This window comes from Rhodocytophaga aerolata (assembly GCF_030503435.1).
Lineage (GTDB): Bacteria > Bacteroidota > Bacteroidia > Cytophagales > 172606-1 > Rhodocytophaga > Rhodocytophaga aerolata.
In genome coordinates this window covers 474515-496203 of the sequence record NZ_JAUKPO010000001.1, presented here as the reverse complement: position 1 = coordinate 496203, position 21689 = coordinate 474515, and the positions used below count along the sequence as shown (strand labels likewise).

The 21689-nt window shown below is 41.5% G+C and carries 12 protein-coding genes; 5 read left to right on the top strand and 7 right to left on the bottom strand.

Annotation, left to right across the window (positions count from 1 at the left end):
- The first annotated feature begins 479 nt into the window (after positions 1 to 479).
- Positions 480 to 3854, top strand: coding sequence for a sensor histidine kinase (locus tag Q0590_RS01935; protein ID WP_302035788.1), 3375 nt, complete (start codon positions 480 to 482; stop codon positions 3852 to 3854).
- 212 nt (positions 3855 to 4066) lie between these two features.
- Here the strand turns inward: Q0590_RS01935 and Q0590_RS01930 are convergent, their stop codons facing one another.
- From Q0590_RS01930 to Q0590_RS01920, 3 genes are all read right to left on the bottom strand, one after another.
- Positions 4067 to 4966 carry a helix-turn-helix domain-containing protein gene (locus Q0590_RS01930; protein WP_302036275.1) on the bottom strand — a complete coding sequence of 300 codons (900 nt, stop codon included), beginning with the start codon at positions 4964 to 4966 and terminating at the stop codon, positions 4067 to 4069.
- 316 nt (positions 4967 to 5282) lie between these two features.
- A complete protein-coding gene (locus Q0590_RS01925; RefSeq protein WP_302035787.1) occupies positions 5283 to 6047 on the bottom strand; it encodes an SDR family NAD(P)-dependent oxidoreductase in 765 nt (254 codons plus the stop codon).
- 223 nt (positions 6048 to 6270) lie between these two features.
- Entirely contained in the window at positions 6271 to 6489 is a 219-nt protein-coding gene (locus tag Q0590_RS01920) for a hypothetical protein (protein WP_302035786.1), read from the bottom strand.
- Between the two features lie 316 nt (positions 6490 to 6805).
- Between Q0590_RS01920 and Q0590_RS01915 the strand changes: the two genes are divergently transcribed.
- Positions 6806 to 7252 (top strand): hypothetical protein, encoded by a 447-nt coding sequence (locus Q0590_RS01915; protein WP_302035785.1) that lies wholly within the window; start codon positions 6806 to 6808, stop codon positions 7250 to 7252.
- Between the two features lie 923 nt (positions 7253 to 8175).
- Positions 8176 to 9432, top strand: coding sequence for an alkaline phosphatase family protein (locus Q0590_RS01910; protein WP_302035784.1), 1257 nt, complete (start codon positions 8176 to 8178; stop codon positions 9430 to 9432).
- A 336-nt stretch (positions 9433 to 9768) separates the two neighbouring features.
- On the opposite strand, the gene Q0590_RS01905 is transcribed toward Q0590_RS01910, so the two are convergent.
- Positions 9769 to 11394, bottom strand: coding sequence for a PAS domain-containing sensor histidine kinase (locus tag Q0590_RS01905; protein ID WP_302035783.1), 1626 nt, complete (start codon positions 11392 to 11394; stop codon positions 9769 to 9771).
- A 148-nt stretch (positions 11395 to 11542) separates the two neighbouring features.
- Positions 11543 to 14515, bottom strand: a complete 2973-nt coding sequence (locus Q0590_RS01900) for a CheR family methyltransferase (RefSeq protein WP_302035782.1) — start codon at positions 14513 to 14515, stop codon at positions 11543 to 11545.
- A gap of 564 nt (positions 14516 to 15079) precedes the next feature.
- On the opposite strand from Q0590_RS01900, the gene Q0590_RS01895 reads away from it, so the two are divergent.
- Positions 15080 to 15493: a response regulator gene (locus Q0590_RS01895; protein WP_302035781.1), complete on the top strand. Its 414-nt coding sequence runs from the start codon at positions 15080 to 15082 to the stop codon at positions 15491 to 15493.
- A gap of 346 nt (positions 15494 to 15839) precedes the next feature.
- Positions 15840 to 16655, top strand: a complete 816-nt coding sequence (locus Q0590_RS01890; RefSeq protein WP_302035780.1) for an SDR family NAD(P)-dependent oxidoreductase — start codon at positions 15840 to 15842, stop codon at positions 16653 to 16655.
- Between the two features lie 698 nt (positions 16656 to 17353).
- Here the strand turns inward: Q0590_RS01890 and Q0590_RS01885 are convergent.
- On the bottom strand, positions 17354 to 19498 hold the full coding sequence (locus Q0590_RS01885) for a tetratricopeptide repeat protein (RefSeq protein ID WP_302035779.1): 2145 nt from the start codon (positions 19496 to 19498) through the stop codon (positions 17354 to 17356).
- A gap of 585 nt (positions 19499 to 20083) precedes the next feature.
- A complete protein-coding gene (locus Q0590_RS01880) occupies positions 20084 to 21370 on the bottom strand; it encodes an MFS transporter (RefSeq protein WP_302035778.1) in 1287 nt (428 codons plus the stop codon).
- Positions 21371 to 21689 lie beyond the last annotated feature (319 nt).

The window sequence follows — 21689 nt, the reverse complement described above, 5'->3', positions numbered from 1 at the left end:
TTGCTAGACTAATTTGTGTGTAGCTATCTCAAACAGATAGTTAAGTAAGAAATAATTGGTAAAGCTTCCAGAAAGCTGATTCAAATCTCCTTAAAACATAGGCGGCCCGTTAGAAACTGTCTTCTTCAGGAGGCATTCTTAAGCTATATCCATGATAGAAGAAGGCCTTTCTCATAATTTAACCTGCACAGAAAAATAGAGGAGCCTTGGATGTATACAATAGGTTCCTTCCATAAAATAGGTATAGACAAAATAACCGCTTCCCTGTCCAGGTATAGTGATGAATTACTACATATGGTTAACTCAATAGGTTCTATAACTATTATTGTGTTACTTTCTATTTATTTGGAAGAAAACACTAAAAATAAACAATACGCATATAGTATATTTTCGTAAGTTAGACGTACTGCCTTAAATAGACAGGTGCATCTTCCTTGTGTGCCACATTTCGCAAGGAAATTTTTTAGTTTGCGTTGCCTATGAGAAAACTGTTTACTTATTTTCCTTATTTGTTTTTTCTTATGCTGTTTTTGTTTTGGCCAAGCCTGAAAACCTGGGCAAGCAAACCACAAGTATCCTTCAAGCGGTATACTGTTCAAGATGGACTATCCAATAATTATGTAAGGAAAATATTGCAAGATAGTGAAGGTTTTATCTGGGTGGCTACAGAAGATGGCCTCAATAAATTTGATAGTTATACCTTCCAGGTATATAAGCATATTCCGGGAGACAGCACCAGCCTGACGAATCATCCCATTGTAGCATTAGTTGAAGATAACGACCATAACGTATGGGTAGGAACCTGGGGAGGGGGAATCTTCATTTACAACCGGAAATTAGATAATTTCCGGCAGCTCAAACATGTACCTCAGCAAAATACTAGCCTTAGCAGTAACTATATATACGACTTATACAAAGATTCTAAAGGTAGGATCTGGGTGGGTACGAATGGTTATGGCCTAAATCTATGCGACACACAAAAATATACGTTTAAGTCCTATATTCATGATCGACAAGATTCAACCAGCATTAGTCATAACCGGGTAAGCGCCATTACAGAAGATAAGCAAGGAAAACTCTGGATTGGTACAATTGGCGGTGGTGTTAATCAGTTTGATCCTGCTACTGGTATTTTTCAGCGGTATCTGCATGAGAACGGCAATGAGCAAAGTCTCAGCCACAACGATGTATTTAGCATATTATGGGATAGTAAAGACAGGCTATGGGTAGGTACCTGGAATAATGGTTTAAACCTGAAAGAAGGTTCCTCACACGGATTTACCCGTTTTAGTTACTTGCCGTCAGCAAATAATTCTTTAACCAGCAACCAGGTATGGGCACTTGTAGAAGATGGGCATAACCGGGTATGGATCGGGACCGACAAAGGCTTGTGCTTATACAACGAAGCCCAGAAATCCTTTTATACCTATCATCATGATTCTTTTGATCCTAAAAGCCTGGCAGGCAATTCTGTAAAGAGCTTATATGGAGACAAACAGGGACGTTTATGGGTAGGCACAAATAATAATGGCTTGTGCCTGACAGATCCCTATCTAACCCAGATGGGACATTATTATACAAAAATTGGCGGTAATTCTCTTACTCATAATGATGTAAGTGCTTTCTTAGCGAAGCCTTCCGGCCAGGTGTTAATTGGAACCGATGGAGGAGGCCTGAATGTACTGAACCCAGCCAGAGATTCTTTTGTAGCTTACAGGCACGACTATAACAACCCGTTTAGCATTGGCAGCAATAAAATTAAAGCCATGCTGGCAGATCGCAGGCAAGGGATCTGGATAGGATTCTGGGATGGCGGCCTGGATTACTTTGATTCCCAGCAGAAAGTTTTTACCCATTTCCGAAAAGGAAAAGCGCCAGTTGAAGGGCAACTGAATAATGACAATGTAACTTGTCTGGCCCAAGATCAGGATGGCTATGTTTGGCTGGGTACCTTTGGTGGGGGAATCAGCAGATTTGATCCGGTTCAAAAAAAGTTTACGGCTTTCACCCAGAAAGCCAACAACCGGGCAGACATAAGTGATAATTTCGTATGGGCGCTTCTGGTAGATACATTAAACAATGTATGGATTGGGACTTCCAATGGCTATCTGGATGTACTAGATAACAAACGGGAATGGTTTAAGCATATTCCTTTGCAAAAGCCAGGAGAAACCGGTTATGCAGTGCGGGCTTTAGTTGAAGATAATAAAGGACGAATATGGATTGGAACCGGGGGTGGAGGGTTAAAGCTGCTGCAAAAAAAAGATTCAACGTTTAAAACGTTTACAGTAGCGAATGGCCTACCCAGTAATACGATTAATGCGATTGAGGAAGACAACAAGGGATTGCTGTGGCTGGGCACAAACCAGGGAATTGTACGTTTTGATCCGGAAACGGAAAGGTGTCAAATTTTTGGCATCAGCGCCGGTGTTCAGAGCCTGCAATTCAATAGGCAAGCTTCGGGTAAATTGTATTCAGGTGAATTGCTTTTTGGAGGAAATAATGGGTTTAATTTGTTTCATCCCGATAGTTTAAAGCAACTCACGTCACAGGTACCCTTGGTGTGGATAGATTTCCAGATCTTTAATAAACCTGTTCCGATAGGCAAAGACAACTCTCCTTTACAAGCCAGGCTGAATCAGACGCAAGCAATTACGTTAGATTATAAACAATCGGTATTTAGTATTGAATATGCCGCACTAAACTATACTGCCCCGGAAGATATTCAATATGCTTACCGGCTGAAAGGATTTACCGATGAAAGCTGGCAGCAGGCAGGTACTACCCGGAAGGTAACCTATACGAACTTAGCGCCAAAGCGCTATGTCTTTGAGCTTACTACTGTTACAGAAGGTACGATTGCTGTACCATCCCGCACCCTAACAATCATCATAACGCCGCCCTGGTGGCATACCTGGTGGGCGCGCCTTGTTTTTTTGTTGGCTACATCAACCTTATTAACCGTCCTCTATTATTGGCGGATCAGACGTATTAGGGCACAAAACAAAAAGCTGGAAAAAAAGGTAACTCAACGTACCGTAGAATTGCAAAAAGCCAATGAATCTCTCAAAGAAATGAACAGGCTGATTCAAGATCAAAAAGAAGAAATTAAGACGCATGCCCAGGAACTAGAAACAAGGGTAGAACTCCGGACAACAGACCTAAAAAAGACGAATGAGGAGCTGGATAATTTTGTATACCGGGTATCGCATGATATCCGGGCTCCTTTGTCTTCTATTCTAGGTCTGGTCACACTAATTAAACTTGAGCAAGATCCGGCACAACAACAACTGTATTTGCAGATGATTGATAAGAGTATTAATAAGTTAGATGGTTTTGTAAAAGATATATTAGACTACTCCCGGAATTCGCGGATAACCATTAATCAGGAAGAAATCAATTTCCCGGAATTAGTAGATAATGTGCACGCCGAACTCCAATACATGGAGAATGCCCACCAGCTGAAACTGCTAACAGATTTTAAGCTTGAGGCTCCTCATTATAATGATGTCAGGCGGTTGCACATCATCCTGCGTAATCTGTTTTCAAACGCCATTAAGTATCAGAATTTGCACGCTGATCAATCATTCCTTCACATACACATACAGACAGATACACATTTTGCTACAATAACTGTAAAAGATAATGGCATAGGTATTGACCCTTGCCAGCAAGAAAAGGTATTTGATATGTTTTACAGAGGCAGCCAGCTCTCCAACAGCTCTGGCCTTGGCTTGTATATTGTAAAAGAAGCTATTGAAAAGCTTAAGGGCTCTATTCACCTGCAATCGGAACTGGGTGTCGGAACTACATTTATTATCAAACTGCCTACTATGCAGCCCAAAGAAGAGTAGAATTCGTATGAGCCGCTTTTATTGCATAAGGAAAACCATACCAGCTAACAAACATTGGATAAACTAACCACAGGTGTTCTACAAATTGCGGCAAAAGTGTAATAAACATGGAAAGCACCTAACCATGCTAAGCAATACTATAGCTACAGCATACGTCAACTTTGCAGGCTAGCAGCTACTGTTTTATATAAAGTACCTTTTTAAAAAAGAGTTTATGAACGGAAAATTATCGGAGCTACAGATGTTTGTTTTTTGAAAAAGTTAGAGAAATGAGCTACTTCCTCAAATCCAAGGCAATAAGCTATCTGAGAAATATTCCAGTCAGTTTGTTTTAAAAGAATTTTTGCCTCCTGTGCTACACGGTTTTTGATAATATCGGTAGTAGTTTTTCCTGTATTTTCTTTTAACACTTTGTTTAAGTGATTGACATGTACAGACAGCCGGTCCGCATAATCTTTAGCGGTACGCAGATGCAACTTCTGGTGTGGCGATTCAATAGGAAACTGGCGCTCCAATAGTTCAATGAACAAAGAAGATACCCTGGCAGAAGCAGTATGAGTAGGGTATAGAGAAGTAACGGGCTGCAGCTTTTGCCCGAAATGGATTAGTTCCAATACATAATTACGCAGCAGGTCATATTTGTAGACATAGTTGGATGTTATTTCCTTATTCATTTTCTTGAAAATGGACAGAATATCTTCTTTGTCTTCCTCTGTTACCTGAAACACCGGATAACCACCTGATCTGAAAATTGGTAAGTCGTCTAACACCACACCGCTTTTGGCAGGGAGTAAAAACTCATCGGTAAAAATACAGAAGTAGCCAGATTGCTTGGTGTCCTCTGGTATCCAATGATAGGGTACTTTAGGTGTAGCAAACAGGAGAGCATTGTTTTCAATAGAAATTACCTTGTCAGCATATTCGGCCCGGTTCCTGCCGCTTATCAGGCTTATTTTATAATACGCACGTCTGTTATAAGGCATAACTGACGTTCCCTTTGCATTCAAATCCTCTATATTGAAAACATTAAAATGCCCAATCTCTTTGCTTAATTCTTGCGGAATAAGTCTGTTTACTTGATTGTAGAATTCCTCTAGTGAAGTAGTTTTCACATCTTTAGCATTTGTATATATCAAAGATACAAAAGTATGTCCGCTTACAATAATGGTGTTCTAGAGCAAGGTAAAATATGAATGTGTGTTCTATTGAATTACTTAATATACACTCATTTCATTACAAAATGCACATACCTTAAAATGGCAAGCGACACTTGCCAGGGGGTGTTAAAACTTAGTAGGCGCTGACGGCAATAAGTCATGATGAAAGGTAGAGAATTTCAATAAACGCTGTAGTAAAATTCCCTACCTTAAAATGAAGACTGAATCTGGTAATGAATACGGGCAGAACATTACCCGATTCAGTTATGTATTAAAGCGCCATGCCACCAGATACTTCAATCCGTTGAGCGTTAATCCATCTGGCATCCTCACTGCACAGGAAGGCTACCACCCCTCCAATATCATCTGGTAATCCGGCACGTCCTAAAGCAGTAATTCCGGCTACAAATTTGTTTAAGTTCTGATTATCTCTCACAGCGCCGCCTCCAAAATCAGTTTCAATAGCACCCGGAGCAACTATATTAACCGTAATACCGCGGGAGCCTAATTCTTTCGCCATGTATTTAGTCAACGTTTCTACAGCTCCTTTCATAGAAGCATACGCTGAGTTTCCTTCTAAAGTAAAGCGGGCTAAGCCGGTAGACAGATTTATGATACGCCCGCCATCCTTAATAAGTGCCAATGCTTTTTGCGTAAGAAAATAAACTCCTTTAAAATGAATATTCATCAATTCATCAAAGGCTTCTTCGGTTGTCTCTGCAAAGGGCACGTGTTTTCCGATACCTGCATTATTTACCAGGAAATCAAATTTATCGGTATGAAAGGTCTCATGTAGGATAATGCTTACCTGGGAAAAAAAAGAATCAAAGGTTTTTACATCGCCCACATTTAATTGCAGGGCCACCGCTTTTTGACCCATCTGCTCAATTTCTGATACAACAGCAAGTGCTTCCTCTTTTTTGCTGTGATAGGTAATAATTAGGTCATTGCCTTTCTTAGCCAAGCTCAGCGCCATATTTTTCCCTAAACCGCGGCTGCCGCCAGTTACAATAGCTATTTTTTTCTTTGTTGTCATATGAAATCAATTTATAGTGAATTTGATGACACAAAGATGGGGTATAGGCAGGATTAACTGTTTGCAAGCATCAATCGACTATTTGCAAAAATCAAATATTCCTTGCCAGGATTATTATGTACAGGAAGTAATACCATAGCTACAAAAGAAGGTGTAAAAAAATAAAAGCCTTGTTATTGACGTTTAGCGGCCAGATAAGCTGAAAGAAGTCATCTGTTCCTTATTAAGGAGCCATTTGAAGCAGATACGTTTTTTCAATCATTGTCCGCTTGTTATCACTGACAGACCTGGTTTCAGTAGAGGTCCAGATAGTAGCTTGAATGAGCTTAGTAGCTTCTTCTTGAGAAAGGGTAATTACTTGATTGTTGGCTTCTAACTTTGCTTTGTAAAATCTATTGGCAGGGGAGAAGTATTTAATTGTTAATTTTTTTACGGCTAACATGGAATCTATAAAATAAAGGGGATATGGGTGAGTATGTAAATAATGTTCTTGAGATTAAAGAAATACACCAATATGCGAATATAGAAGAAGAATCTTTGTTTAAAAACGATATTTCTATAAAAGTTTAATTATGTAATTACTCTCTATAATCTGCTGAAAAACTTCCCTTAACCTGGGGCATACTTAGCGGATTTTAGCTGCTAAACAAATGCAGAAATTCTGTTATAAATAAAATTAAAAAACCAAGTTTCCGGTAGGGAAACTTGGTGTAGTATAGCCTAAATAGGCTATACAAATAGTATGCTACCGTTATTATTTGGTAGTTTTTGTTTTCACGCTGCTAGCGATCAACTTTTTAGCTGGAGCAGCTACTTTAGTTTTTGTTTCTTTCTTAGCAACCACTGCTGTCTGCTTTACAGGTGCAGCTGATTTTTTTACGGCACTTACCGTAGTTTTTTTTGCAGCACTCACTGTTTTGTTTACTGTTGTAGCACTTTTGGGTGTAGTTGCTACTTTAGCAGTAATTACTGGCTTGGAAGATACTTGCTTGGCAGAAGCAGTAGTTTTCTTTGCAGGAGTAGTAGATTTTGCAGAGGTAACTGATTTTGCAGGAGTAGCTTTTTTCGCTGCAACTACTTTTGGCGCAGATACTCCTTTTACCGGAGTTGCTTTGGCTGTAGTAGATTTTTTAGGAGCCGCCTTTTTTGGTGTTGGCGTCTTCGCAGAAGCTGTTGTTTTGCTTACAGTTGATACACTTTTGTGAGCCGTAGCCTTTTTAGCCGGAGCTGTTGTTTTGCTTGTTGTTGTCTTAGCAGTTGCCATGTTTTTTTACCTGTTTCTTAATTAGTGTTTATGTTAACTGATGCTTGATACACTAAGCGAACAAAAGGGTAAACAGCCTGAGTACTATAACTTTGGCAGAAAAAACACATCTGTTGAATGTAAATATTGGTAGATAAACAACTGAAAAATAGCTTATTAAACAGCTGTCTGCTATTTAATAAAGGATAGTTTCTGCCACTAATAGGCTCAAAAAGCCTGCAAATGGCCTTTTTATGCGTGTCTTACCTATACATCCTTTTTTGACAAGCTATTATCGTTAAATTGTTTTCTGTAGATAAGCGAATAATATCTTACATTTTACTCTTCTTTTTACTACAACAAAATAGGCTTTTTTATGCCTGCGCGTAATAAAATAAGGTAGCCTTTTTGTCTCCTATACCTTTCTTTTCATACTTTGTAAGGAATAAACTGTCTATTTTGCCAGCTAAGCCTGCTCTCTTAGGCCAAAACAAATTCCTCAGGCTTACTTACCAGTTTAAGGTATCTGTCAACTTGCTAACAATCATTCCAGAACGCTGATGCCTTCTGTTATAACCATTCATTTGTTTTGAATTCTAACAGATTCTGAATACTGGAAGAAAGACGCAATTTAGGTCCGCACCGGGCACCTTACTTGTATCAGTTTGAGAAAGAAACCTATGAGGAGCCTTTAAAAGAGGAAACAGTTAATACGTATTAGCAGAAATACTTAGTAGAATATTGTTTACAGGGATATAATAGAGAAGCGGCAACCAGCAAGTGAGGCACATATGCTTATATTTGGTAAACCAGAGAAAATTTGCAAATTGTCCTGCAAAAGAAATAGCATTTCCGGGCTTTACCTTCTACTAAACCTTGCGTTTTATGAAAAATACTGTTGTGCAGATCGGGCTGCTGCTGCTTTGTTTCTATGCAACCACCGAAAGCCTGAGCCAGGGCAAAACCCGAAAAGCCGTATTTATCTTGGTAGATGGCATCCCGGCAGATGTGGTAGAAAAGGTGCACACCCCGTCGCTGGACAGCCTTTCGAAAGCTGGCCGCTATATGCGGGCCTACGTAGGGGGAGAAAAAGGAGGCTATTCCCAAAGTCCCACCATCTCAGCCGTGGGCTATAATAGCCTGCTCACTGGCACCTGGGCGAACAAGCACAACGTCTGGGATAATGATATTAAGGAACCCAACTATCACTATCCTACTATCTTCCGCTTGTTTAAAAACCAGTATCCAGAGAAGAAAATTGCCATTTTCTCCAGCTGGCTTGACAACCGCACTAAACTAGTAGGGGAGAGCTTAGCTGCAACAGGCAACCTTCGCTTCGATTACCATGCCGATGACTACGAACTGGATACGCTTCAGTTTCCTCATGACAAAGGCCGGGATTTTATGAGTAAGATTGATAATCGGGTAGTAGCCGAAGCAGCCAGCCATATACGCGAGCAGGCACCGGATCTTTCCTGGGTATACCTGGAATATACCGACGATATGGGACATATGTACGGAGACAGCGATAAGTTTTACAAGGCGGTTCAACAGATGGATGCCCAGATCGGAAAGATTGCCCAAGCCGTTAGTTACCGCCAAAAGAACCATAATGAAGAGTGGCTCATTTTTATCACTACTGACCATGGCCGCGATGAGCAGACCGGTAAATCGCATGGCGGGCAAAGCGCAAGGCAACGCAGCACCTGGCTTGTAACCAATCATTCCCAGCTAAATAATTATGCCGGTTACTACACCCCGGCTATTGTTGATATTATGCCCACCATAGCCCACTTTCTTGACCTGACTTTACCTGTAGAAATAAGCCGCGAACTGGATGGCGTACCGCTGGCAGGTAAGGTCTCTTTGGCAGAAGTAAAAGTAAATTACTTTCAGAACCAGTTAGATATAGCCTGGAAGGCCCTGGAGCCAACCGGAAACGTGAAAATATGGGTTGCTACGACAAATGCATTCAAAACGGGCGGGAAAGATACCTATCACCTGCTTGCTGAAGTACCCCTGCAAAAGGAATATGCCACTATTTCTACACAAAAGCTGCCTGCTTCTTTTTATAAAATTGTGCTGGAAGCCCCGTTCAGTAGTAAAAATGTATGGCTGTTGCTTAAGCAAAAACAAGAGTAAGCCTGCTTGCAAGTATGAATAGTTTAGCGGGTTATACGCTGAACAGCCTCTACAGGCAGAAAAAAGGGAAAGAACTACTGTCTTAATTATTTCCTAGCCTGCTAAGTAGATGGAGAATTTACAGTAATTTCTTCACTTTTTTGTAAAGCTTATCCCTGAAAAGTTAGTCGTATATTCATGCAGCGGTAACAATCTGCTAATGTTGCCTGTATAGGTTTGCTAATCGAATCTCTTTATAGTTCGTTTTGGTTAAAAAATAAAAGGTAACACAAAAAAAGGGCATCCAGTGTCCTTTCTTTGTTTATGGCTATGGGTATATATTTTTGCTCAACTGATTTATGTCGCATGGCTAATGGGCAAGGTAACTGTAAGCAACGTTCCTTTGTTAGGCGTAGAGTCAATATCCATGGTTCCTCCCAGGAGTTTTACCCGGTTCTGAATCGTTTTTAGGCCGATGCCTTTTTTTTGCAAAGCACCTTCCTCAAGGCCCTTTCCATTGTCTTGCGCCTCCAGTACCAGCTGTCCGCCTTCCATAAACATTTCTAACCGTGCTCTGGTGGCCTGGGAATGTCTGACAATATTATTTATTAACTCTTGAGCAATGCGGTAAATAGCCAGTTCCAGAGGTTTGTTAAGGGATTGTTCAAAGCCATGGCAAGTGATATTGATGCCTGTATGGGAAAAACGGCTACAAAAATCATTAATTGCTTCGGCCAGGCCAAACTGCTCCAGCAGAACGGGCACCAATTCATGAGAAGCCTGCCGCAAAGACCGGATAGCTTCCTTTAGTAGTTCTTCTGTTTGCTTTTTTGCTTTTCTTAATTCTTCCGTGGATAGGGGCGTTTCGGAGAGTTTAATCTGTTGCAAACTTAGCTGGGCAGCATAGAGAATCTGGCCTATACCATTGTGCAAACTTTCGGCTATGCGTTTTCTTTCTTCTTCCTGTGCCTGCAAGATGGCATTCAGTAGTTCTTGCTGGCTTTTTAGCTTTAATGAAATACGTTCTTGCTCTATTTTTATACGGTCGGTTACATCATGAACTATGCAAAGTCCCCCGGTAATTACCTGATTGGTTGTATAAAATTCCTGTTCGTATAAAGGAACAGTAGATATTTCATAAAACCCGTTCCGGATGCCGAAAGGGTGATTATGCAAGATGGATGTTTCGCCCTGTAAGGCTTTTTGAATGGCTTGTCCTTCTGCGTTTACCTGGTAATTAGGAAATAAGTCCACTATCCGCCTGCCTGTTACCTCAGCCTTGTGTTTACCGGTAAGGGTTTCCATGGTTTTGTTCCAGGAGGTAATCTTACCCTCCGTATCAAAGGCAACAATGCCGTCTATACTGTTTTCCAGCAAACTTTCAGAGAAAGCTTTTTCGCGGTGTACTTTATTTTCTGCTTCTTTCTGGGCAGTTAGATCAACCATAGCCAGCAAACACTGATGAGGGTGTCCTTTGTCATGAAGGCTCTGCGCTTCCATATGAACCGAAAGAAGGTTTCCGGTTTTGTTGCGGATATGGAACTGGCTTACTTGTTTAGTACCGTTGGTAAATATTTTATTGATAAACTCATAAAAAGCGGAGGCCTGCGAGGGGGGCAGTAAGCTGCGCAGGGGCTTTTTGACAAGTGATTTGGTTGGGTAACCAGTTAAATGGCTGGCTGCTATATTAGCTTGTACGATTGCCCCATATTTATCCAGCGTAAAATAGGCAACCGGTGCAAACTGATATAGGCTTGCATAATCATTCAGCGATTTTTCAATGGTTACCCTGGACTCTAACAGTTCTTCATTTTGCATCTCTAGTTCTACCTGGCGCACATGCAATTCCTGCATAAGCTCTTGCAGCGTGGCAGGATCTACTGTATGTAAAGGAATATCCATCCGCTGCTGTTCAAGTAGTTTTTCGGCCTTGGAACGAAGTGCCTCAATCCGGTTTATTTTTTCTTCCTCTCTGTTCTTCATTTTGTCTGCTAACAGCTAACTATTCAACATCTCTGTATCATACATTACCTGGTTCTATTCTTATATATACGGTTTTTACTGTACCAGGAAGAGGCTTGGTTGCCTGTTTTATTCTGGTCTTCCGGCAGTTTCCGTACGGTGGCTAGGTTTATTGCTTGCTTGTGATATCTTCAATGGTGAGCAGGAGCAGATGGTCCTGCTGGTGGCCTAATCTGTTTACTATATGCCTGCCGTGAAGTTTCATCCGCTTAAAACCTATTTTAGGAAAGTGCTTCTCTACAATAAAATCATTAAAGTCTTCTTGTTGGTCTTGTTCTATTACCTTATCTAATAACTGTTTCAGGCCATCAATGTTCCATTCTCCGTTGCCCAGCTCAAAAAGTATTCTTCCTTTGGTGTTTTCCTCAGTTACTCTGAAGATTTTGCGGAAAGCCCGGCTGAGTGCAATTACCCGTTTTTGCCCGTCGAGTACCAGCATGGGGTCGCGTATAGAGTCAACAATGTTTTCCATCAGCAGTAAACTTTCTTGTTGCTTCTGCTGAGATACTTTGCTGGAGGTAATATCCACAAAATTGATTACGGCTCCATAAATGTAATTGTCGGTGGTCCGGTAGGGTAGAATACGGACCGAGTAATACTTGCCATCGTCTGATTGTATCTCCTTTTCTGTGGGTATTAAGCAGTTAATTACCTCTTGCAAATCTTTTATCAGCGTGTTGTACTGAAGCGTAGAGCGGATATGGACTAGAGGTCGGCCTATATCTGTTGCAATCAGGTTCATTACCTGGGAAGCCGCTGGCGTAAAACGCCGGATATGCAGGCTGGTATCTACAAAAATAGTGGCAATATGAGAGCTGTTCAGCAGGTTTACTATATCGTTGTTAATTTCTGTCAGTTGATCGGTTTTTTCCCGCAATTCGGTATTTACCGTCATTAGCTCTTCATTCATAGACTGAAGCTCTTCCCTGGCAGAAATAGCCTCCTCATTGGTAGACTGTAATTCTTCGTTGGTAGATTGCAGCTCTTCATTGGCCGATTTAATTTCTTCTACTGTTACATCCCTTTCTTCCCGGATCTGCTGCAGTTGTTCCCGTAAAAGCTTAATTTCTTCTTCCTTCTCTTCTAAGTCTTGTTTGGTAAGGGCAGAAAGGGACGTAGTTTTCGGACGTTTTGCAGGCAAGGGCAACTCTTCAAATACGACTAGTAACAAACCTTTGATTTCTTCCGGATTCTTTAGGTATTTAACGGTAAGTTTAAGCACCGCTCCTTTGCCATTGGCTTTGATCTTGGTCTGGCTTACGACCACTTCTTGTTTGGTAATGGCTTGCTTTACCGCATTACGTAAATCGAAGGCTAGTTTTTCCGTAGCCATCGAAAAAATATTCACTTCTACCTCGCCGGGCATCAGTTCCAGATAGGGAGATATACGTCCGTTAATATATATAATATCCCCTTTATCGTTAATTAACACAGCCGCCGGTGTATGCTCTCTTAACAAGACTCTCTTCACATATTCCCCTACTGCTATGGGCAGTTCTCTTTCTGCAGGGGCATCCTTCGGAGTAACATGCGTAAAATTTTTCCCCGGAAAATCTGTAATATCCGCCAAGGCTGAGGTATTGAGCCGGCGCTTATATAGTTTCCATTTCAGGTCTACCGAGTCAAATAAAGTCTCTGAGCCCTGTATGTTTTCGGAAGGACCTAAAAACAGCACGCCCTCTGGATTAAGGGCAAAATGGAAGATGGGCAGGAGTTTTTTCTGTAACTCAGGATTAAAGTAAATAAATACATTCCGGCAGCAGAGCAGATCGAGCTTGGTAAAAATAGGATCGCTTACCAGGTTATGTTGGGCAAATACGATCATTTCTCTGATTTCCTGGTTAATCTGGTAGAGATTTCCCTGCTTAACAAAGTAGCGATGTAAACGTTCCGGGCTTATATCTGCTGCAATGTTGGAATAATAGACCCCTTTGCGGGCTTTTTCAATGGCTTCGTGGGCTAAATCTGTCGCATAGAATTGTATTTTCAAAAACTGCTTAGCCTTGCTTCTTTCCACAAATTCTTTAATAATAATTGCCAGTGAGTAGGCTTCTTCTCCGGTGGAGCACCCGGCCACCCAGATCCGCAGAGGCTTATCCTTACTTTTGTTTTTAAGCAGGTTGGGCAGAATCTTGTCTTCCAGCAGCTTAAATGCCGGATAATCGCGGAAGAATTTTGTTACCCCAATCAACATATCTTGCAGAAGCAGGTCTATTTCTCCAGGGTTGTTGTGCAGAAACTCCACATATTCTTCCATGCTAGTAAGCTGGTGTGTATGCAGGCGGCGCTCCAGGCGGCGGAATATGGTATTGGGTTTATACAATGAAAAATCGTGGCCGGTATGGCTACGTAGGAGCTGAAGCACTTTTTGTAATGTATTGACTACCTTCGCATTGTCGAAGGCATTCTTTTTCTGCATATGTTGATACGGTTTTTTAATAAATTCCAGTAATTTTTCTGCCATTTGTTTAGGGGCAAGCACATAGTCAGCGGAGTTAGTATCTATTACGCTACGGGGCATACTATCGTAGGAGGCAGTTTTGGGGTCCTGGGCAATTACCAGGCCTAAGCCCTTTTTAATAAACCGGGCGCCTAGTTCCCCATCAGAGCCCATGCCTGAGAAAATAATGCCTGCTGCTTTTTCACCCCAATCCGCTGCCAGGCTCTGGAAAAAGGTATCAATGGGCATTCGCAGGCCCCGCGGACGGGTAGGCTTAAAGAGCAGTAGCCGGCCATTGAAAATCACCATCTCTGTATTTTCAGGAATTACGTAGATATGGTTTGGCTCTACTTGCAGGCCATCTGCCACCGCCACTACCGGTATTGGAGTATTCCGTTGAAGAAGTTCAGGCAACATACTCTTCATGGTTGGGTCCAGGTGTTGCACCAGCACGAAAGCCATGCCGGTATCGGAAGGAATAGTTGAGAAAAATTCTTTAAATGAATCCAACGCGCCAGCTGAACCACCAATACCTACAATAGGGAATGCTCTGTTTTTTAGCTGCTGTACATCTACCTGCCATTCCTCCAGGAATTCCTCTTTGGTAAGTTTGTTGTTGTCTAGGGGTTTGCCATTGACCATGGGTAAACAAATTTGAAAAGTATCGGTATACAGTTCTGATTAGGTGTACTTAAAAAAAGAAAATACGTATGTGTGCATACGCGTGAAAATGAAGATAAATATAGATATACTCACTAGATACAGGCAAGTATATTTACTTTTGCTAGTTGTGAATTTGATTATGCTCCAAGTTTCTATCTTCTTTCGTTTGCATTAAGCTAAGTTGATAGCAAAAATTTGAAATGTATATGGTGGTTTATACGGAATTTGTTTTAAATAAAAGGGTATTGTTTGTTATTTATACTATTTTTAGCTTCATTTAACAGTATAAGTACGTAGGTATTTATTTTGAAAGTGCCTCTTTCATATCTCTATCTATATATTAGCTATACCTGATATGAGCTTTCATAGGGAGAAAAGGACAAATGTATTTTGTATAGCTTGGGTATTTTAAGCTTCCCAAGGCACTTTATTAAACAAGCCATCGGCAAGAGGTCATAGGAAACACGTAGTATTTTAGTATTTATTTGTAAGCCACTTCTTTTCCGGAAGTAAAACAGCAATTTTATAAATTAGGTGATTCCTATGAAAAATGTAACGACAATTTTGATTGTAGATGATGATGAAGCAAGTAGCTATTTAATAAAAGATACCCTTCAAGAGTTAGCCATTACTGATAAGGTAAAAACGGTGTATAATGGCAAGCAGGCATTAGATTATTTAGAGGCTACTTTGGGTACTACCCAGGCAGATGAATCAGAGCAGGGTACTACCTTAATTCTGCTTGACTTAAATATGCCTGTGATGAACGGCTTTGAATTTTTAGATGAATTTACAGCTAATTATGAGTCCATTTTAAATAAAGTTTCTATTTGCATTCTTACTTCCTCGGTTTCTTCCAAAGATATTTCCAGAGCAGGCAGATACAGTATAGCCGGTTTTATTACCAAGCCATTAACGGTAGATAACCTATTACCCATTTTAGAGAAAGAAAGATAAGATATTAGATAGCAATTCATCTTTTGATTGTTTCGCAGGATCTATCATACTAACAACTGTTTCTATCCGGGGAGTACCTCGCATACGGACCGTGCTGTATCGGCAATTTCGTTCACAACGAGCTACTTCCTTTGCTTATATGAAGCAAATAGTAGCGTAGGTACATTCTTCTCATGCGCTGCTCTATACTTAGCTCCTCTACTCTGCCCGCCAGGTAATCTTTTCAACCGGAAAACAAAAGCGGAATAAGGCAGTTATATCCGTAACGTAGATTTTTACACACAGGCCTTTAGAAAAATACATATCTGTATGTAAAACCATTTGAACCAGCTATACTTATTTTACAATGAACTTATCTATTCAAGGCCGCACGGCTGTAATTACCGGTGGCGATTCAGGAATTGGCTTGGCAACAGCCAAGGTATTAGCCAGCGAAGGAGCTACCATTATTTTAACAGATAAAACACAAGAACCGCTAGATAAAGCCCTTCAAGAACTACAAAAATACACCAGGCAAAACAGCAGCATAGTAGCTATCCGGGCAGATATCACTAATAATCAGGAAGTACAGCAACTAGCCGGCGAGGTTAAGAAAAAATACGGTGGGGCTGATATTCTGGTAAATTGTGCGGGTGCCAGAGGCGCAGCAGGTAACTTTCTTACATTGAGTGACCAAGACTGGTACGATACCATTGATATAGATCTGATGGGGGCAGTACGGGTATGCCGGGCATTTATTCCTCAGATGCAGGCAAAAAAGTGGGGCCGTATTGTGTTAATTGCTTCAGAAAATGCTTTCCAGCCCTATGAAGAAGAAAGCCCATATAATGCTTGTAAGGCAGGCATTATCAATCTGGCTAAATGCCTTTCCAGAGCCTATGCCAAAGAGGGCGTACTCATTAATACTGTTTCGCCAGCCTTTATTGCCACTCCCATGACGGATGCCATGATGGAAGAACTGGCCCAGCAACGGGGTACAACGGTAGAAGAAGCAGTGGAGTGGTTTCTGCAAAATAAACGTCCTCACATTGAGGTACACAGGCGTGGAAACGTGGAAGAAGTAGCGGCTGTTATTGCCTTCTTATGCTCCGGGCTGTCCAGTTACGTTAACGGCAGTAATTACCGGGTAGATGGCGGCAGTGTAGAATCAGCTTTCGGTTAGGCTTCCAATCGTATGGCTGGTATGTAGGGAATGCACATGTTAACGCACCTGGCCATCTGTTGAATGGAGGGTTTGTAGGCAGGCACTTTCTACCGGATACAGGTAAGCAGCTAAGTACCTATGAGCTAAAAAAATTAGAATCAGACTGTATAGAGAGCATTTTTGGGTATGTTCGCAAGCAGGCAGCCTGCACTAAATGCTTTTCCATCACAAATGTATGATTCCCGGTAAAGGTATATAGCAGGTTCCGCATTTTCCTGTTACTTTTGCTGTCTCATTTTTTAGTCCCATTAAGATTATCTAGTACCATGAATCCTGTTCATAGCCGCTCTACAAGGAACACACTGGTTTGCCCGGTTTGTAAAAAAGAATTTTATGCCTGCCGTTCCGACAAAAAAACGTGTTCTAGCCGCTGTAAACACAAGCTTCATTTACAAACCCAGCAAATGGAGGCAGCCCGGAAAATGACCCAAGAAATTAAAGATTTATACCAGAGTTACCGGCTTAAAGAGCAAACAAAAAGTCAACAGGTTATTTTTTAACTACTCGCTGGAAACAGAAGGTAGCTTTCTTTTGTATAGCCGTTGGCTGGAGTAGCTGTACTGGAAGTTCTCAGAGGAGATTCCATTTAGCCACCCCTATTTAAGATAGTCGGGTGTCTTGCTATTCTTCAGAAATTACTCTCTTGGCAAGCTATATCAGCTGTTGTAAATACTAATCTCTTTTTTCATCGGCAACGGATGAAAAACAGGTTTGTTGTTCAGGTTTGGGATGATCACTTCAAAAGTAGTGGCCTCCGTTAGTTCACTGCAATACCGGATACTCCCCTGCACCCTGGAAACAGCTGCTTTGGCTATATAAAGACCTAGGCCTGAACCCTGAGACCGGGAAGAGACTTTGGAAAATAAGGTAAATAACTTAGAGACATATTCTTTCTCAATACCAATTCCGTTATCGCTGATCATAAATCGTACAGCATTTCCATACCTTTCTGCTTTTAGCCATACACTGGGCGGGTTATCTACCGTTAGCGAACGGTAGTGAATGGAGTTCTGCAGCAGGTTTTCTAGCACTGTTTTTACTAAATCCGGATCAGAATACAGGTTTAACTCAGGTTCTGACTCTATATAAAATTGCATAGCTGCATACCCGTCCGTAGTGGCAACAGCGGCTATGGCATCTGAAATGAGCTGAGTAGGTTGTAACAAAGTGCTATGTATTTCAGCATGTTTTACATGGTTTACCTTTAGAAGCCGATGCAACAACGCATCCATCCGGGTGGCATTTTTTGCCAGTAAGTTGAAATAGGTAAGGGCCGTTTTTTCTTTAACATCAATGAAAGCTATGTTACAAAGACCAAGTATTGTTGCCAGCGGTCCGCGTAGATCATGCGAAGATTTATAGACGAGGATATCCATTTCTTCCGTTGCCTGCAATAAATGCGTGTATGCCTCCATCAATGCCATTGTTTTCTCCTTTACCTTCTCCTCCAATTCTATCTTGTCCAGCTCTAGCAACTGATTCTGATCTTCAATAACTTTGTTTGCCTCTTTTAACAGCTTGTTTTGCTGCTCAATTTTATTTTTCTGATACCCGATAGCTTCGTTTTGTGTCCGCAGAATAAGATTTGCTTTTTTCTTCAAGGTAATCCGGCTGTAGAGTAACCCGCAAACCACTAACAGCAGCAGCAGAATAGCGGCAAAAAAGTATACAATATGGGTGCTTTCAGTAATTTTCAGCGATTGTATTTCCTTCTCTTTTTTCAACAATTCTATCTCTTGTTCTTTCTCAAAGGTTTGATACTGAATTTGTAAGTCAGCTATGTTTTCCATGGTTTCGTCACTTAACAGCTCATTGTGTAAAACCAGAAACTGATCATAACAATAAAGGGCTTGCTTTAAGTTACCCTGGGCTTTATAGATGGCAGCTAAACTTTTATAACTTTCCTGCAAAGCAGGCTTAAAATTCAGTTCTTTAGCTAAGGTAAGGGCCTGCGTACAACTTTCAATTGCCTTTGCATACTCGCCGGTTTGCGTGTATATTTTACCTATATAGATCAGCAAATACGCTTTTTCAGCAAAATTTTCTGTTTTCTCTTGTAAAGTTACTGCCTGGGTATATTCTTCCAGAGCTTGCGTATACTTTTTTTCCTGGAAGTAAACCTGTCCCATACTCGCCCGTGCATACCCGATACCTACCGTATCTTGCAACTCCTGCATTAAGGTAAGCGAACGCAAAAAGTGTTGCATTCCTTGTTGAAGCTGATTCTGATTGAAGTGTAAAAATCCCAGTCGCCTGTGCGAAATGGCTATTCCCAGGGGATGAGAGAGGTTCTTGAAAATGGAAAACGATTCGGTAAGATAGGTTTCTGCCTGCTTGTATTGCCCCAGGCTGGTATATAAGTTAGCTATACTGCCAAACGCATGTGCTTTTGCGGTGGTATTTTCTTGAGGAGGATGTACCCGGATAGATTCTAAAAAATAATACAGGGCTTTGTTGTAATTCCCCTGCAATTCGTGAAGGCTGCCTAGTTTCCATAAGGCATAGGAAGCTCCTTTGGCATAATTGATTCTGGTTGCCAGGAGATACGCTTCCCTGGCATAGTCTTTTGATTTCTCCGGCGCCTTCCATTGATAAATTCTGGCTAACCGGTTTAATTCATTCACCTGATTTGTATCCGGACGTTGGGTGCCTGTTTTTTGCCCGCTACCCGGTTGGTTCTGTGCTAAGCTAGCTACCGAAATAAACAACAACCCAACCATACATATCACATGCATACGACCAATCTGCAAAGGCTGTATCCTGTTTTGCCACCTGGCCCATACAGGTTGTACCAGTAACATAAGAAAAATCCGGCTGTAGAACTGCTTTATCCACATAAACTATGCAAGTCATAAGAAGCTATTCATTAGTATACCGACAACTCACCATAGCTGGGTAACCTGAAAGTACGTTTCAAGGGCGATAACAGAATTAAATAAGTTACTGCTAATTCAGGTGAAATGCTAAAGATACTATTCTCTCAAGAAGATTTTAAATAGTAACTCTTTAAGTTGCAGGCAAAATTAATAAATGTATAGCAGAATAGCCGTAAAATGTTGGGTAGTAAATTACTAAGGATATATACTTATAGCTAGCGGTAAGTCTGGCATTAGTAAAAGTAAGAGGAACTACGCTAGTGTAACGGCCATCAGCCGCTGCATATACTTAGCTTTTTAACAGAACAGGGCCTATATCTGGCTCTTAATTAAAGCAGAAATTAGCACAATGCAGGAGCAAACGGGGTGACAGAAGGCGAGTAAGATGTGAAGAAGTATACTGGTAGAAAGATGAAACATCAAGTAGCCCTTAGTAAAAATCCTCCATCAACAAGACCGGTTTGTTGATGGAGGCAGATACAGGCACATACTTGCGGAGAGGTATTCAAACTATTCAAATTTTACTTTGCTAATCAGTACGGCAGCTAGCATGCCAAGCAAAGCGACAAAAGCAAATGCCCATTGTAGATTAATTATTTCTGCAAGCATTCCAATTATGGGAGGGCCCAGCAAGAAACCAATATATCCCATAGAGGCTACGGCGGCTAACGCATTAGAAGCCGTACCATTCGTTTGTTTTCCGATAGAGCCATAGATTAGCGGCACAATGGTTGATACGCCGGCACCTGCCAATAGAAAACCCACGGTAGCCGTAGATACATAGGGCAGTACAATAGCCGTAGTCAGCCCGATACCAATGAGCAGGCCATTCACCCGGATTACTTGTTTGGTGCCAAAGCGGGAAGAAAGCCAGTCTCCTACGAAGCGGCCAAAGGCCATTGCGTACATAAAAGCCAGATAGCCTACCGAAGTCAGGTCAACAGGTGCTTTCACTACTTCCATAAAATAAATGCCGCTCCAGTCAAATAAGGTACCCTCACAGACCATTCCGCAAAATACAATGAGGCCAAGCAAGGTTAATCTTCCTTCCGGTAGGGCAAAACTAAACGTAGGTTTGGCTGGTTTTACCTTTTCTTTGAACGGCAGAACATACCTGTACAGGAAGGCAATAGACATGTAAGCAAGAGCGCATATCAGGCTGAAATGAACAAACGGTGACAGATGAAGAGAAACGCAATACATTCCGATAGCAGCTCCTGCAAATCCGGCTAAGCTGTTCAATCCATGCAGAGAAGCCATAATGGAGCGGCCATACCAGGCTTCTACATGTACGGCTTGCGTATTCATGGCAATATTCGATACGTTTCCGGAAAGCCCCAGCAAAAATAACATAGCCATCAATTGCCAGGCTTCGGCGGTTAAGCCAATTAACGGCAAAAAGGATGCATATAGAATGGCAGATACAATAAGTACCTGTCGGCTTCCATACCGGCTAATGAGCCAGCCCGACAGAGGCAGGCTAGTAATTAACCCTATGGGCAAGGCAAAAAGCACCGCGCCTAGTTTTCCATGACTGAGACCTAGTTGGTGCCCGATGGTAGGAATGCGGCTTGCCCAGGAAGAAAAACATAGGCCCTGCAGAAAGAAAAAGGTACCGATGGTTAAGCGGATTACCCTTCGCGGAGAAGGGAATATACTAAGTTTTGATAACATATTCTGTACGAGAAATAGTAAAGGGTGGAGGAACTGATGAAACCGGTAAAGCTGAATGTCCGGGTAATAAGAGGATGAGAAGCTATGGAGATAGCGTTTATCCGTTAGGTGTAGGCCTTTCATACTATTCTACTGGCAGGGCCTTAGAGTATACCGTTTGTAATAGTCTATGCTGTGCCTATTACTTCGTGTACCCGCAAGTAGAACTGAAAGGCTATACTAAGTCTCCTGTACAAATCCCCAGCGCATCTGGGTAGATGCGTTGGCTGGGATTTGCTTTTGTGCCAGCGGCCTGAATATGCAGGCTCCGTTAAAAATCTGGCACACAGGTTTTGTACAGCCCCAGGTACTTCCAGGGCTGATAACGCCTGTATCAGGTTTTAAATGATGTATTTGTTGGAGTACCTCTGTGAAAGGTGAGATACTTTTGTTGAAATGAGAT

What these genes read in the sequence shown, in the direction of transcription:
- Q0590_RS01910 (WP_302035784.1), top strand. Translation starts at nt 8,176, where the DNA reads ATGAAAAATACTGTTGTGCAGATCGGGCTGCTGCTGCTTTGTTTCTAT.
- Q0590_RS01880 (WP_302035778.1), bottom strand. Translation starts at nt 21,370, where the DNA reads ATGAAAGGCCTACACCTAACGGATAAACGCTATCTCCATAGCTTCTCA.
- Q0590_RS01920 (WP_302035786.1), bottom strand. Translation starts at nt 6,489, where the DNA reads ATGTTAGCCGTAAAAAAATTAACAATTAAATACTTCTCCCCTGCCAAT.
- Q0590_RS01895 (WP_302035781.1), top strand. Translation starts at nt 15,080, where the DNA reads ATGAAAAATGTAACGACAATTTTGATTGTAGATGATGATGAAGCAAGT.
- Q0590_RS01935 (WP_302035788.1), top strand. Translation starts at nt 480, where the DNA reads ATGAGAAAACTGTTTACTTATTTTCCTTATTTGTTTTTTCTTATGCTG.
- Q0590_RS01925 (WP_302035787.1), bottom strand. Translation starts at nt 6,047, where the DNA reads ATGACAACAAAGAAAAAAATAGCTATTGTAACTGGCGGCAGCCGCGGT.
- Q0590_RS01900 (WP_302035782.1), bottom strand. Translation starts at nt 14,515, where the DNA reads ATGGTCAATGGCAAACCCCTAGACAACAACAAACTTACCAAAGAGGAA.
- Q0590_RS01885 (WP_302035779.1), bottom strand. Translation starts at nt 19,498, where the DNA reads ATGTTACTGGTACAACCTGTATGGGCCAGGTGGCAAAACAGGATACAG.
- Q0590_RS01890 (WP_302035780.1), top strand. Translation starts at nt 15,840, where the DNA reads ATGAACTTATCTATTCAAGGCCGCACGGCTGTAATTACCGGTGGCGAT.
- Q0590_RS01905 (WP_302035783.1), bottom strand. Translation starts at nt 11,394, where the DNA reads ATGAAGAACAGAGAGGAAGAAAAAATAAACCGGATTGAGGCACTTCGT.